Annotated in this window: 18 protein-coding genes and 3 pseudogenes; 14 read left to right on the top strand and 7 right to left on the bottom strand. The window is 36.4% G+C overall.

The features are described 5' to 3' along the window. Positions 1-4: 4 nt before the first annotated feature. Complete coding sequence (locus J6600_RS10180; RefSeq protein ID WP_209388344.1) at positions 5-568, top strand: YpmS family protein; 564 nt, start codon at positions 5-7, stop codon at positions 566-568. Positions 569-618: 50 nt separating this feature from the next. Here the strand turns inward: J6600_RS10180 and J6600_RS10175 are convergent, their stop codons facing one another. Continuing rightward, positions 619-1,044 (bottom strand): MarR family transcriptional regulator, encoded by a 426-nt coding sequence (locus J6600_RS10175; protein WP_003153639.1) that lies wholly within the window; start codon positions 1,042-1,044, stop codon positions 619-621. A 128-nt stretch (positions 1,045-1,172) separates the two neighbouring features. Between J6600_RS10175 and msrA the strand changes: the two genes are divergently transcribed. Further along, entirely contained in the window at positions 1,173-1,706 is a 534-nt protein-coding gene (gene msrA, locus J6600_RS10170) for a peptide-methionine (S)-S-oxide reductase MsrA (RefSeq protein WP_003153641.1), read from the top strand. Position 1,707: 1 nt separating this feature from the next. Further along, positions 1,708-2,142, top strand: a complete 435-nt coding sequence (gene msrB, locus J6600_RS10165; protein ID WP_209387368.1) for a peptide-methionine (R)-S-oxide reductase MsrB — start codon at positions 1,708-1,710, stop codon at positions 2,140-2,142. A 40-nt stretch (positions 2,143-2,182) separates the two neighbouring features. Here msrB and J6600_RS10160 read toward each other — a convergent pair. Then, positions 2,183-2,803 (bottom strand): annotated as a pseudogene (locus tag J6600_RS10160) (polysaccharide biosynthesis protein); the annotation flags it as partial. After that, positions 2,779-4,458, bottom strand: coding sequence for a recombinase family protein (locus J6600_RS10155; protein ID WP_209387367.1), 1,680 nt, complete (start codon positions 4,456-4,458; stop codon positions 2,779-2,781). The pseudogene J6600_RS10160 and the gene J6600_RS10155, both read right to left, overlap by 25 nt. 165 nt (positions 4,459-4,623) lie before the next feature. Between J6600_RS10155 and J6600_RS10150 the strand changes: the two genes are divergently transcribed. Next, positions 4,624-4,824 (top strand): hypothetical protein, encoded by a 201-nt coding sequence (locus J6600_RS10150; protein ID WP_223255059.1) that lies wholly within the window; start codon positions 4,624-4,626, stop codon positions 4,822-4,824. Between the two features lie 136 nt (positions 4,825-4,960). Here the strand turns inward: J6600_RS10150 and J6600_RS10145 are convergent. Next, a pseudogene (locus tag J6600_RS10145) lies at positions 4,961-5,095 on the bottom strand (excalibur calcium-binding domain-containing protein); the annotation flags it as partial. 9 nt (positions 5,096-5,104) lie between these two features. On the opposite strand from J6600_RS10145, the gene J6600_RS10140 reads away from it, so the two are divergent. The 4 genes from J6600_RS10140 (at position 5,105) to J6600_RS10125 (ending at position 7,076) form a co-directional block, all read left to right on the top strand. Next, the gene (locus tag J6600_RS10140; protein ID WP_209387366.1) at positions 5,105-5,302 is read left to right on the top strand and encodes a hypothetical protein; all 198 of its coding nucleotides are present in this window, start codon (positions 5,105-5,107) and stop codon (positions 5,300-5,302) included. 64 nt (positions 5,303-5,366) lie between these two features. Further along, on the top strand, positions 5,367-5,594 hold the full coding sequence (locus tag J6600_RS10135; RefSeq protein ID WP_095272818.1) for a hypothetical protein: 228 nt from the start codon (positions 5,367-5,369) through the stop codon (positions 5,592-5,594). Positions 5,595-5,653: 59 nt separating this feature from the next. Then, positions 5,654-6,616, top strand: a complete 963-nt coding sequence (locus J6600_RS10130; RefSeq protein WP_095272816.1) for a bacteriophage abortive infection AbiH family protein — start codon at positions 5,654-5,656, stop codon at positions 6,614-6,616. A gap of 79 nt (positions 6,617-6,695) precedes the next feature. Further along, positions 6,696-7,076, top strand: a complete 381-nt coding sequence (locus tag J6600_RS10125) for a UPF0715 family protein (RefSeq protein ID WP_176464760.1) — start codon at positions 6,696-6,698, stop codon at positions 7,074-7,076. Between the two features lie 50 nt (positions 7,077-7,126). On the opposite strand, the gene J6600_RS10120 is transcribed toward J6600_RS10125, so the two are convergent. Continuing rightward, entirely contained in the window at positions 7,127-7,987 is an 861-nt protein-coding gene (locus tag J6600_RS10120; RefSeq protein ID WP_209387365.1) for an HNH endonuclease, read from the bottom strand. A 92-nt stretch (positions 7,988-8,079) separates the two neighbouring features. Then, positions 8,080-8,919, bottom strand: a complete 840-nt coding sequence (locus tag J6600_RS10115) for an SMI1/KNR4 family protein (protein WP_209387364.1) — start codon at positions 8,917-8,919, stop codon at positions 8,080-8,082. Positions 8,920-9,073: 154 nt separating this feature from the next. Between J6600_RS10115 and J6600_RS10110 the strand changes: the two genes are divergently transcribed. From J6600_RS10110 to J6600_RS10095, 4 genes are all read left to right on the top strand, one after another. Further along, complete coding sequence (locus J6600_RS10110) at positions 9,074-9,526, top strand: hypothetical protein (protein ID WP_209387363.1); 453 nt, start codon at positions 9,074-9,076, stop codon at positions 9,524-9,526. An 80-nt stretch (positions 9,527-9,606) separates the two neighbouring features. Further along, positions 9,607-9,810, top strand: a complete 204-nt coding sequence (locus J6600_RS10105) for a helix-turn-helix domain-containing protein (protein WP_209387362.1) — start codon at positions 9,607-9,609, stop codon at positions 9,808-9,810. 115 nt (positions 9,811-9,925) lie between these two features. Then, the gene (locus J6600_RS19595) at positions 9,926-10,219 is read left to right on the top strand and encodes a hypothetical protein (RefSeq protein ID WP_245207586.1); all 294 of its coding nucleotides are present in this window, start codon (positions 9,926-9,928) and stop codon (positions 10,217-10,219) included. Between the two features lie 705 nt (positions 10,220-10,924). Then, a complete protein-coding gene (locus J6600_RS10095; RefSeq protein ID WP_095272806.1) occupies positions 10,925-11,149 on the top strand; it encodes a hypothetical protein in 225 nt (74 codons plus the stop codon). A 10-nt stretch (positions 11,150-11,159) separates the two neighbouring features. Here J6600_RS10095 and J6600_RS10090 read toward each other — a convergent pair. Further along, positions 11,160-11,343 (bottom strand): annotated as a pseudogene (locus J6600_RS10090) (DUF8096 family protein). A 69-nt stretch (positions 11,344-11,412) separates the two neighbouring features. Between J6600_RS10090 and J6600_RS10085 the strand changes: the two are divergent. Both J6600_RS10085 and J6600_RS10080 read left to right on the top strand, forming a co-directional pair. After that, positions 11,413-11,664 carry a hypothetical protein gene (locus J6600_RS10085; RefSeq protein WP_095272804.1) on the top strand — a complete coding sequence of 84 codons (252 nt, stop codon included), beginning with the start codon at positions 11,413-11,415 and terminating at the stop codon, positions 11,662-11,664. Between the two features lie 339 nt (positions 11,665-12,003). Then, positions 12,004-12,783, top strand: coding sequence for a DUF4236 domain-containing protein (locus tag J6600_RS10080; protein WP_209387361.1), 780 nt, complete (start codon positions 12,004-12,006; stop codon positions 12,781-12,783). Positions 12,784-12,796 lie beyond the last annotated feature (13 nt).

The following is a 12,796-nucleotide window of genomic DNA, read 5'->3' as shown; positions in this document are numbered from 1 at the left end:
AATGATGAAAAAGTGGAAATCGCTGTTTTTTGTTCTTCTCGCACTCAATGTGATTGCCGCCGCGGTAATTGTGACATTATTGGTTATGCCGGGAGAGCAGGCGAAAATACAAGATCAGACAAAAAGTGAGTACGGCTTTCATATCACAAGCTCCAAAGAATCTCTTGCCAGGTTTGTGAATGCGTACTTAAAAGAAAAGGCATCGAATCAGCTTGACTACAAAGTGGACATCAATAACAATGTGCACGTGGCAGGTAAAATCAAAGCATTCTCAACCTCCATTAACGCGGTCGTCACATTTGAACCGTCCGTACAGGAGAACGGAGATGTGGTTTTGAAAGTGACGAAGTTTTCATTAGGCGAATTAAGCCTGCCGATCAGTTTTGTGCTGAATTATATGGACAGCTTTTATGAACTCCCGTCATTTGTGCACGTTCATTCCGGGGATAAAAGCATCGAGATCCGTCTGTCAGAAATGCCTTTAGGCAACGGCATGTATGTAAAAGCGGATAAAATCAATCTCGACACGGATGAAATTGAATTTTCCTATTATCATCCGAAACAATAAGTCTTCATAAAAAAAACACAGATCCTTTCAGGGATTTGTGTTTTTTCGTGTCAGCGTTTTTTGTCTAGCTTGCTGAACAGTTTGATTAACGTTGCAAGCTCTTCATCAGAGTAGCAGTCAAACCGTTTAAAAAAGTATTCTGTTTTTTTCTGATTGAAATGATCGACAATTTTCTCCCCGGCTTCCGTAATATGGATTCTGATAATTCGCCTGTCCTCTTTAGAACGGATGCGGGTGATCCATTCCTTTTCTACTAAAGCGTCGGTCACTGCGGTAATGTGGCTTGCGGAAACCTCAAGAATAGGGGCGAATTCCGTTACTTTTTTAGGCCCTTGTTCACTGAGAATCCGCAAAATGGTGAATTCGTTCCTGGACAGCTCTTTATCTAGAATTTCATTAACTTCATTTCTGATTTGTTTAAACACTTTTCGAAGCAAAGCTTCCATATCATACATCATTTGTGTCCTTACTTTCAAATCATGAACCTCCAATATGTAGTCAGCGTGGCATTCGTTTAGCTTCCCCTGAAAGCAGAATTATTTTTATTCTGTTTATACATGCTATAATATAATAATACCACGTATGAACAAAGGAGGGCACCCGTATGTCAGAAAAAAAAGAAATCGCCACATTTGCAGGCGGCTGTTTTTGGTGCATGGTGAAGCCGTTTGACGAACAGCCCGGAATTGAAAAGGTGGTGTCCGGCTATACAGGAGGCCATACTGAGAATCCGACTTACGAAGAAGTGTGCAGTGAAACGACCGGACACAGAGAAGCCGTTCAAATCACATTTCAACCTGACATTTATCCGTATGAAAAACTTGTCGAGCTGTTTTGGCAGCAGATCGACCCGACTGATGCAGGCGGCCAGTTTGCAGACCGCGGAAGTTCATATCGGGCGGCGATATATTACCATAATGATGAACAAAAACAAATCGCTGAAGCCTCAAAAAAACAGCTTGAAGAAAGCGGCATATTTAAAAAGCCGATCGTGACAGACATTTTAAAGGCTGAGCCTTTTTATGAAGCGGAAGGCTATCATCAGCACTTTTATAAGAAAAATCCTGATCATTACGGGCGCTACCGTGTAGGTTCCGGACGTCAAGGCTTTCTGGATGAGCATTGGAGGGACAGATAAGATGGCTTTTAATAAAGAAAAAAAAATCAAATCATTAAACCGCATGCAATATGAAGTCACACAAAATAACGGAACGGAGCCGCCGTTTCAAAATGAATTCTGGGATCACAAAGAAGAGGGGCTGTATGTTGATATCGTATCGGGAAAGCCCTTGTTTACTTCTCTGGATAAATTCGATTCTCATTGCGGCTGGCCCAGTTTTACAAAACCGATTGAAGAAGAAGAGGTTGACGAAAAACTGGACACAAGCCACGGGATGATCCGGACGGAAGTGAGAAGCAAAACAGCTGATTCCCACTTAGGCCACGTATTTAATGACGGTCCGGGGCCAAGCGGTCTCCGTTATTGCATTAACTCTGCGGCACTCCGGTTTATTCCGAAAGACAAGCTGAAGGAAGAGGGCTATGAAGCCTGTCTGCATTTATTTGAAAAATAGAGCTCAGCAATGAGGCCTGCCTATCAGACAGGCCTTTTTTCTATGTTTTTTTTTCTTCATGTAATCGTTCAATAATCTTTACGATTGTGTCTTTTGTGATGAGCGGCGCCTGATCGGATTGATATCTGGGGAGATTGACCTTCCGAAATTCCGGATGTTTGGCGGGTTCCGGCAGTATTGCGTAAAGATTGCCCCATTCATATAAAGATTCCGTCTCATGAGGAGAGGTCAGTTCTTCATGAAGCTTCTCACCGGGGCGTTTTCCCACTTCAACAGCGGCGGGGCGCGGCAGTCCGTGCCGGAACGCATATTCTTCAAACCCGTGAAGCAGTTCTTCGAGCCTCAGGGACTCCATTTTAAAAATAAACGTTTCTCCGCCCTTTGTGATCGCTGCAGATTGCAGGGTGAGCGTTGCGGCGTCATCAATCGACATAAAAAACCTCGTCATGTTTTTATCCGTAATGGTGAGCGGGCCGCCTGCCATCAACTGCTCAAATAAAATAGGAATAACAGAACCGCGTGAACCGAGCACATTGCCGAAGCGGACCGAACAAAACACCGTACCGCGGTTTTGAACATGATGATTTGCCTGATGAAACAGCTTTTCGGACAACAGCTTCGTAGCTCCCATTGTGTTTACCGGGGAAACGGCTTTATCGGTTTTTTAAGATACTTACTGTTTTGAGGACGATTAGCGGCGGTGAGGTCAAAGACAAAATTAAACCTTAGGATAGGGGTAATTTCAAACTGAGCCGGAATTGGCCCTTTTCTTTTTTGTGTCATAGTAACGATAACTTCTTTAAAGACCATTCTTAATAGCGCGTTCTTTTTCTCTGAGCTTGATTCAATGTGATATTGATCAATTATCTTATTTATGTTGTTTCTGACTGTATTACTGTCTATTTCTGATTGCGCTTCTTGAGTTCCGTTGAGCTCATGCTTGGCAATCTGGAGTTCTTTAAATGCTTCATCTAAAACAGCTTTTCTTTTCAAAAAAAGTTCATCAGTGTAAATGCCGCTCTCATATTTCTCGAAGATAAAATTCTCTTTGTTTTTTAACTCTTGTTCTTTTTGTGAAAGATGTTCAGACATTTGCTTCTTTGTTTTCACATTACTATTCACGTCTTCGTATTTAGAAATCATTGAAATGATATGTTTTGTTAAAGTCTTATTATCTAAGTTGCTTAAAGAAGAGAGGTAATCCAAAATGGCATTTTCAACATCGTTATATCTCACATAAGTGCATTTATTCTTTTTGCAAGTGAGTGATTTAACGTGATATACACTTTTCGTGCCGTTTTTGTTTTCTCGCGTTCGCCTAGTTTCGTATTTAGATAATGGTTCACCGCACTTAGAACAAGTGCATACGCCTGCCAATTCACTTAATTCCAATGCATTTTTATTAGGCAGCAGGGGGACTTTGTTTGCAATTTTCTCTTGTGATTGTTGAAATTGTTCTTGATCTATTATAGGGGCATGTGCATCCGATACTACAATTTGTTCCTTTTCAGGTCTAATTGTTCGTTTACCGTCTTTTGTTTTTTCTCTAACCTTATATTTAACAGTTCCGATATACGCTTCGTTTTGCAGAATTGCTTTAATTGTGTATTGATTCCAGCGCTTTTTTCCTGATGGAGTAGGTATTTGTAATTTTGTTAAGTGAGAAGCAATCGCTGTATAACTATAATCTTTTCCATTCAACCCATTTAAAAAGATGTTAAAGATGAATTGAACGACTTTTGCTTTTTCTTCGACTGGGACTAGTTTGGATGTTTTTTTGTTTAACCGGTATCCATAAGGTGCTAGTCCGGAAATCCATTTACCTTGTGCCGCATATGTGTATTTAGCGCCTGTCATACGCTCTCTGGTCATTTCAAATTCTTCTCTGGCCATAAACAATTCAAAACGAATCTGACGCATGTCTGCAGGATTTCGAGGGTCATAAACTTTATATGGTGTAATGATAATCAATCGCTTGCTTTGAAGAAGGTTAACAATTTGTCCCGCATCACTGTAGCTCCCGCGGCTGAGTCTTGTTATTTCTTTAACAGCAATTGCCTGGTACTTGCCTTCCTCGAGGTCTTTAAGACATTCTTTAAAAACAGGGCGGCCCTCAATGCTTTCTCCTGACCCGATTTCCATTTTTAATTCATAGGGGATTTCAATCGACTTCAGTATTTTATTCATGAGTTCATTTTGTTCTGTTAGCGTATCTTCGCCTGTTCTTTTTTCCCGCTCCATATCCTGACGAGAGCGTCTGAGATAACCCAAAATATTTGTAATGTTGTAAGAATGAACGATGTTTTTTAACTCCAAACAATCAGCACCTCCTCTTTATTATATTTGCTGTAAAAACAGAAGTATTCGTACAATATTCTGTCTGACATTGAATACGAAAATAACCTAAATTCTGAAGATGAAACTTTTCTCGTCCAGTTGTCAGGTGCATTTTGTAATTATGAAAATGATAAAGCGAAAGAAATGAATAAACAACTATTCATTAACCGATACGGTGAAGAGCTTGGAATTAGCTCCATTAAAGGAGATAATCGATCAGAATATGAAGAAATTATTCGTACTTATGAAAAGAATAATTACAAGCAGAACGAAATTAATATAGATGAACTGCTGCAGGCATTATTTGAGACAGAGATGATGTTATCTTTAAAAGAAAAGTTTTGATAAAATCCCAATTGGTGTATCATAGGGGTTTAATCAGCCACTATAGGCCACAGAGTCCCTCACACGCTCTGTGGTTTTTTTGTTTAGATTGAATGTATCCAAATAAAAAAAGAAGCCTCAGAGGACTTCAAAATAATTAATTCTTCTCACATGCAAAGTTGTCATTGTCGCGATCCATCTTGGATGTATAGGCAGGGTGAGTGCTTGGTACACCATGCGGATATTTCTTTCTCAGCTCTGTGCAGTTTGCAAAGTGTTCTGTTCCTCCAGCAGAATGAAAGTGAGCGAATTTAAGTCCGATGAAAATTACAAGAATCTTTCAGAAGCAATAAGGATTTCACAAGGCATTATACATAAATCCTCTCACGATATGGTTTCAACCGACAGGAGAAAGGATTTCATGAAAGCTACTATTGAATTAAATCCTAAGCCTATTGGAAATCCGATAAATGAAAATAATAAAGCTGATTTCAAATAAAACAGCAGTTTTAATTAGATAAGATCTCGCTGTATAATAAAGGAAACGGTAAGGTGGGGGAGTCATGAAAATCTTAAACTTTAAATTTGATAATTCTTTCTTTGAATTACATGCAGCGTTTACTACTAATTTGGATCTTCTAACTGATTATGATATCCAGATGGATATGCTCATGATGAGTAAAGCGATACTCAAAACAGCCGGCTATAAGATCAGCTTCTTAATCCAAGATACATACATTAGAGATGAAGATAACAACTCAGTTTATTGTTCTTATCACTTTGAAGATTAAAGAGGACATATTCCCCTAGCATTGGAAGATTTTTAATAAAACTTAATTGGAGCGAAAAAATGAGTAGTTTATTTATTATAGGCAATGGTTTCGACTTAGCACATGGTTTACCGACAAGGTATAAAGATTTCTACAATTATTTATTGAAGACATATCCTGATGCAGAAGGCTTAGATCCTTCATTTGGTATTCAAACGATCCAGATGCCTGATGGTTCAGAGGAGTTTAACACAGATGAACTTGTTGCTTTTCTTATCAATGTCATCTCAGAAGTTAGTGGAGAAGACTGGAATGACTTTGAATCTAGCCTAGGTAGACTAAATTTTGATAACGACTTATACGTTATGGAAACTTTATTCGAAGATGAAAATGATGACTCTTCTCTTTTTAGAATGGCTTATAGAAATGAAGATGCTGCCGCCAACTTTTACTTGGCAAGTTTAAAAATAAAAGACTTGTTTTCGGAATGGATTAATACTATTGATGTCTCTGATGTAGAACCAAAAGATTCTTTTGAATCTCTGATAAACTCCTTAGAAGACACTTTTTTAACTTTTAATTACACGCCAGTGTTAGAAGAGGTATATGAAGCCTATGACGTATACCCGATACATGGGCAACAAAACAATGAAATAATAATTGGACACGGGGAAGATGATAAGGAAATAATAAATTCATTTGTCGGTTCTGAATATTCATTGGCCCAAATTCATTCAGCATTAAGAAAAAATACAAAAGAAATAATAGAACGTGCACAAGAAGAATTCTATGAATTGCTGCCTGGTGATATAGAAAAAGTATACTCATATGGTTTTTCTTTTTCAGATGTTGACCTTCCATACATTAGAGAAATTTGCAAAAGGTTAGATACAGAGAATATTACATGGTTTTTAAATGATTTTAATTACGAAGAAACTGGAGAATTATTTAAGAATAAAATTAAAGAATGTGGTTTTAAAGGTGAATTTAGTGTGTTCAGTGTAAAAGAAAACTCACCTTTAGAGAAAACTAAATCTAAATAAAACATGGATTTTAAAGTGATTTTAAGGAGGCATCTAGATTGATGTTGAAGAAGCTTTTAACATGAAAGGGGTTATAAACATGCAACTTTTAAGGATCTTTATTGTTCATATCTTGTCTGCGTTAATAGCTGCAGCTGTTTATGTTTACTGTATTGATTATGATGGTTACTATCCATATATCTTAATAAGTGCCATTCTCTTTATCTTTTATTTAATCTTTGCAACACCTGTTCAATACTTTTTAAATCGTAAGCCAAAAAGATTTCACCTGAAATATTTATTCATATACTTATTCTTTTCCTTTTTAGTATGGTTAGTCATCGCTATAATCACTGATCCAAAGAACACATTAGGAATTTTATTAGGATATGAAATTTATTTATTTAGTATCTCATTTGCTCTGGTCTTTTGGATTTTGGATTCTATTCTTGTTCAAAAGGGTGAAGTTAAGAAAAATTAGTTTGTAATACCCTTTTCGCAAATGAAAAATCCCCCGCAAAGGGGGATTTATTACAAGGAACCCCAGATGGATCGTCCACCAGTATGCCCAGTCTTTTTATGAATGTTCTTATCTACTAGCTGAAGCCTTCCTCTGTTTTCATGATGATGCCATAAGTAGCCTCTAGGGGTCTTTCCATTTTTAATATCTTGTATTTGGTATTTGTTAAACTTTTTTGCGTGTTCCCAAGTGTTAATTGCTTGTTTCAAAGCATAATTTGCATTCTTAAACTGAACAGCGTTTGATGATTTAATTTGCCCTAATGTCAAATTATAATTATATTTTGCTGCAAAAACAGGAAAACCTTTAGAATTAAATTTCACTCCGGTTTTTGGATGCTTTTTGCCGGCCAACTTACCATTTCTTACAGTTATCTTCTTTGTTGTGGATTTGAGTGTCTGTTTAACTAATAATTTACCCCCAACACGGCTAACAATGGCAATTGCCGGAGGAAGTAACCAACCGAACTGAGCATGAAGTTCTTCATCAGTTCCGGTTGCATCCACTTCGGGAGCAGTCTTTTCTTCAGTTCCGTTAACAATGTTTTCATCAAAAACTTTGTCAGATACATCCTGGGCTTCTTCAGATATAGAATCATCAGATAAATCATCTTCTAAATCACCCTCATAGACGGGTGCATTAGCTAAATCTGAATAATAAGGATCTTCTATTACATCTGAATAGTCTTCATAGTTTTTTTCTTCATAGCCAGCCTCATCATCTGAAATATCATCAGTGGAGGTATGTACAATGTCTGGACTATGATTTTCTTTGCTGTTTGTTGTGTGTGCTTCTGCAAAATTAGGAAGGACGAATGAGGTAAATAGAAGCAGTGGCAGAACAAGACTTATAATTCTTGTTAAATTTTTCATACCTCTCCTCTTTCTGTTAGTATTTTCTTCACTTAACATCTTAATATATTTTCAGGAAGAAATAAACAGAAAGAGGATAAAAAGTAAAAAAATTAAAGGAAGTCCTTGATTTGTGTCAAAATATTATCGACATCTTCATTCTTTTGTTTGCTTAAGTTAGCTACAATCTCATCAATACGGTCTTTAAGAATTGTGGTTTTAATATGGTTATCATACGTTGTGGCTAGTGTCATTAATAAATCTGCTAGTTCAAAAGCTTGTTCTTCGTTTAAGATATATGATGACTCTTTAATCTGATTTATGACCCATTCTAGGTCATCTGTGTCTTTTATGGGGTAGTATGCCACCCTATAAATATCCAAAGGGTTCTTTTCTTTTAATATTGTTGCAACCTCTTTACTTGTTATTGACTCAGAATTACTCAATGAGGCATTTTGAATTTCTGAGTCTTCATTGTTAGCTATTTCAGTGTCCATATCGTAATGATGCGTATACAGTTTTGACAAAAATTCATCAAACGATTTTGCTAGTTTGAAATCCTGATCAACCTCCACATCGAAGTAGTGAATTGAAGGGTTTGAGTTTGTTTCTCGATAATCCATTGCTACCCAAGTATGTCCGTCTCCATGGATAAGGAGCACATTTTCAGGTAAATCCCATTCCTTTATTAGGTATGAACTGTCTAGTATCCCTGGGTCTTCACCTAGCCCTAGTAGGTAATCAAACTCAATGTGATCTTCTGCCCATGAATTTTGAACAGTTGTGGGGAATGCATTATAATTTATCATCCCTCCATTTTGCTCAAGTATAAGCTTCTTGTACGACTCAGGTAGAATGATATTTAACCTGTTCTCGGTATGTTTGATCATCTCTTCAGTTACACTATCAAGTTTATAAGGATCTTCCTCAGTTGCTTCCCAAAAATTACGCACTGTTTTTCCTCCTTAAAAGCAATACCGCAGTATAGTTCGCATAGCTATATATGTTTTTCGACATTAAAGTAGATATACCTGTAATATTGCGAAAAAATTATAAAGGGAAACCACCTCCCGATGTGGTATTATTTGGAATAAGGGGGAGAGGAAAATGAAAAAGCTAATCTTTTTGGCTGTAATTTGCTTTGGTTTTATATTGAGTTTTAACACACCAAGTACTGAGGCGAAGCTTACATTAGACTACAAAAATGTGAATTTTCACATGAGTGAGGATACAGAGAGTTTTTCAATGGCAGATTATTTTGATCGGAATTATGATCGCACTTGGCTCTTCTACAAATTCACAATTAGCAATGCTGAGGGGTGTACTCTAAATATGAAAATCAGTAGGATAACTCTTGCAGGCTGGGTATTTCCACGTAGTGAGAAGCAGTTTGTTGGGAACTATGCTGACTATACTGCTACAGATCGAGTAGAGGGAGATGCAAACCGTAATCATGTGTTAGAGATTACAAAGAATCCAGGCTGCGGGGATGTGTGGATTAAAGGTATTTATGGATTTGAACATGAAGATTCATTTGATATTGGTAAGCTTAATACATAGTCAAGGTATATCCTTGACCTTTTTTATGCATATGGTGATAATTTATAGTGATCATACATAATGAATGTGGGGTAGTTAAATTGATTAAATCAAATTTAAAGCCGATATTAGACGAAAAGAATATCAGTATTCGAAAGCTGTCCAATGATATTGATCATGGTTTTAACACAGTCAGGAAGCTGTATCGTGACGAAATGGAGCGGTACCCAAGGGATCTGTTGGATAAAGTCTGTACATATTTAGACATTGAGCTGCATGAGCTGTTGATTTACAAAAAAGATTAAAAAGATATTGATCACTTAAAATGATCATGATATACTAAAGTTACAATAAAAGTAAATACTTACAAATTTTCTAGGGCTACATAAAATCATTCTTTTAACGACTACGAGGGATAAGATGAACAATAAAGCGCTTATTAAAAAAAATATTGTTGAAAGTATATTTTTTGCTTTTGATGAATCTGGGACAAGAATGGGAGACGCATGCGTTCACACCTCTTATCTAACAAAGGATTTATTAAAAGACAAATATAATATTAATGCAAAATTAAAAGCAGGATCAGTTAGAATTCCATCATTACAAGTTCATTACAAGTGGAATCCTCCATTTGAATTCCATATGTGGGCATTTCTATACGGCGAGATAATAGACATCGCAGGCTCTAAGATAACAGAAAGAGAAAAATTTTAAAAAATTAAAAAATCTAAAAAACTTTCAAACTTTAAACAAATTCCGGTTATTTGGCAAGCGTATCCCAGCGATGGAAAAACCTATACTGCTGTAAAGAACGGTGTAGAATTAATAGAGTCTCCAGTTAATGAAACGGCATATAAAGAGTTATACCGATATGCAAGTGAGTTTATTGATCAACGACATAGTTAATGGAGATAAATTATGACCTGGGACTTGCTTTATTGTTTTTTCAAGCACTATAACAATTAACTCAGCTTTTTTGTATAGCGATGTATGCGGTGTTTTTCCATTATTGTTTTCCCTCTAGAATAGCTTTTGCATATGTGTCCACGAAAAGAAAAACATGGATCGAGTAGTGTATTTTATTTAAATCATGAATTTGATAATGTTCACGGTAAGTATTAAGACAGATGTTCCAAAGAAGATATATCCATAGCTCTTTTGCTTCTTTGAAAGTAATTCCAACCCGACTATGATAAAAAGAACTGCAACTAATACCTGAAGAGAAAATAACAGGATTCCACTTTGATTAAACAGGGAATACACGGCTAGTAGTAATGCCATAAATGAAATGAAAATTTTTGAAGCCTTTAACATGAAAACACATCCTTAGGTAATTTGATTAACCTTAACACGTTACGGACTTTTTTTGGAGAGGCGTATGTATCAAGAACAAAGAAGTATTTTTGGAGGGGAGTGTACATGATTAAGGTTTACACAATAGGTCATGAGATACCAGAAAAGATTAAGTCCTACATCACTGAATGGAATTATTGGTCTTGGATTGCTGCATCAAATAGTGAAAAGGGCAATAAAAGTGCAAAGCGGCTTATTGAAAAGATTGAATCGGATCCAGACAAAATTGCGGAATATAAAACTGAAGACGGAATTGAAGTATATGTAAGCTACATGAATCCAGTGAAATAAAAAAGAGCATTTAGATACTCTTCTTCATACCACACACCTACGACACTCGTGTAAAAATACACCACTCTTCACTGAACTCTTGAATAAAGTATAATCACAGTTGTCACAGCATCTTATTTAACATCGGGATACTCCTTATAATCATACACAACTGTTACATCGTAGCCATTAGTCTCAAACTCTTTCTTTTCCATTAAATTTCACCTCACAAAGTATTTAACACTACTATAATACCAGACGATATATATAAGCAGGGTTTTAATTTGATTGGAATAGCATATTTCTTAATACTCTGGCTTGGTGTTGGCTTTCTAACGGGATTTAAGGCCTTATTTGTTGATCAGGTTTATGATGAAGAGTTTAAGCAGGAACTGATTGATTCATTTTCACCGGGTATGGAGCAGAATATGATTGAACTGTTCTTTAAGAATAAAATAAATATCATGGTGTTTTACATATTAATTGGATTGCTGCCACTGGCCATAAAAATTGAGGGTCTGCTGGAGAGGAGTTAGCTATGCCGGTTATCGATACCTTTTTTGTATTCAATTTGAAAATGATGATTACTTCAAGTCATTTAAATTAGAAGGCAGTGGTTATACTCAAATCGCTGCTGATAAAGGTCTTTCAGGATTGCGGCCCATTACACCGGGACACTCCTCACCTAGTAATAACTTCAATTTGTCTTATGGCGGAAGTGGCTTTAAACTCTGTATGTAGCTCGTTTGATATCACTTATGTTGAATGGAAGAGACTTTAACCAGATATAAGGAGATGACAGATGGAAAAAATATTCAAATGATGATAGAGTAAGGCATAGGAAAAATTAACTAACCAAAAGTGAGGGGTATACAATGGGGTTTAAATTTAGAAAAAGTGTCAAAATTGCTCCAGGAGTTAAACTGAACATTAACTCAAAAAGTGTCGGCATCAGTGCCGGTGTTAAAGGGGCACGTATATCAACAAACACTAAAGGTAGAACCACAACCACTGTAGGAATTCCAGGTACGGGTATTTCTTATAGTAATACCGTGAATTCTAAAAGGTCTAAAAATAAAACAATATCTTCAGATCAGGCAAGAGTTCAAGCTACTTCATTCCCAAACCCTATTCAGGAAGTCTATAGTTCCTTGAGTAAAAAATATAAAAAACCATCTAAAGATCTTCAAAAAATATTTAGTCATGCAGCCAATCGAATAAATCAAGATCAAATAGTGACTTTCGTTAGAGGGAATCTAAATGGTTTCATGGGAAATGCCGGCGTTCTTTTTGCAATGCCAGATAGGTTATTGCATTATGGTGATAAATATGCAAAGTACGAGATTGTGGAATTTGATTATAATCTGATTGATCATGTAAAAGTTAAAAGTGGGCTAACGGGTTATAAACTAATCTTTGATTATGCCGGGAAAGAAATTTCAGTTTCAACAATTGATGAAGGAAGCATTGACGAAATTTTCGCATATATCCAAGAAAAGATAGCAGAGCAATCAAATCAAAATATGAATGATGTGTCTTTTTCAAGCTCGAATGTCCCTGAACAAATTAGACAATTTGCTGAGCTTAGGGATCAAGGAATAATAACCGAAGAAGAGTTCGCGAAGAAAAAAGAGCAACTGCTTGATATTAACTAATGAATTTTTAAGT

The organism is Bacillus sp. LJBV19 (assembly GCF_017797845.1).
GTDB classification, from domain to species: Bacteria; Bacillota; Bacilli; order Bacillales; family Bacillaceae; genus Bacillus; species Bacillus velezensis.
This window is presented reverse-complemented; position numbering and strand designations above follow the sequence as displayed.

Coding starts and splice junctions, on each gene's coding strand:
- msrA (WP_003153641.1), top strand. CDS start 1,173: ATGTCAGAAAAAAAAGAAATCGCCACATTTGCAGGCGGCTGTTTTTGG.
- J6600_RS10110 (WP_209387363.1), top strand. CDS start 9,074: ATGAAAAAGCTAATCTTTTTGGCTGTAATTTGCTTTGGTTTTATATTG.
- J6600_RS10135 (WP_095272818.1), top strand. CDS start 5,367: ATGAAAATCTTAAACTTTAAATTTGATAATTCTTTCTTTGAATTACAT.
- J6600_RS10125 (WP_176464760.1), top strand. CDS start 6,696: ATGCAACTTTTAAGGATCTTTATTGTTCATATCTTGTCTGCGTTAATA.
- J6600_RS10120 (WP_209387365.1), bottom strand. CDS start 7,987: ATGAAAAATTTAACAAGAATTATAAGTCTTGTTCTGCCACTGCTTCTA.
- J6600_RS10150 (WP_223255059.1), top strand. CDS start 4,624: ATGAATAAACAACTATTCATTAACCGATACGGTGAAGAGCTTGGAATT.
- J6600_RS19595 (WP_245207586.1), top strand. CDS start 9,926: ATGAACAATAAAGCGCTTATTAAAAAAAATATTGTTGAAAGTATATTT.
- J6600_RS10080 (WP_209387361.1), top strand. CDS start 12,004: ATGGGGTTTAAATTTAGAAAAAGTGTCAAAATTGCTCCAGGAGTTAAA.
- J6600_RS10130 (WP_095272816.1), top strand. CDS start 5,654: ATGAGTAGTTTATTTATTATAGGCAATGGTTTCGACTTAGCACATGGT.
- J6600_RS10095 (WP_095272806.1), top strand. CDS start 10,925: ATGATTAAGGTTTACACAATAGGTCATGAGATACCAGAAAAGATTAAG.
- msrB (WP_209387368.1), top strand. CDS start 1,708: ATGGCTTTTAATAAAGAAAAAAAAATCAAATCATTAAACCGCATGCAA.
- J6600_RS10180 (WP_209388344.1), top strand. CDS start 5: ATGAAAAAGTGGAAATCGCTGTTTTTTGTTCTTCTCGCACTCAATGTG.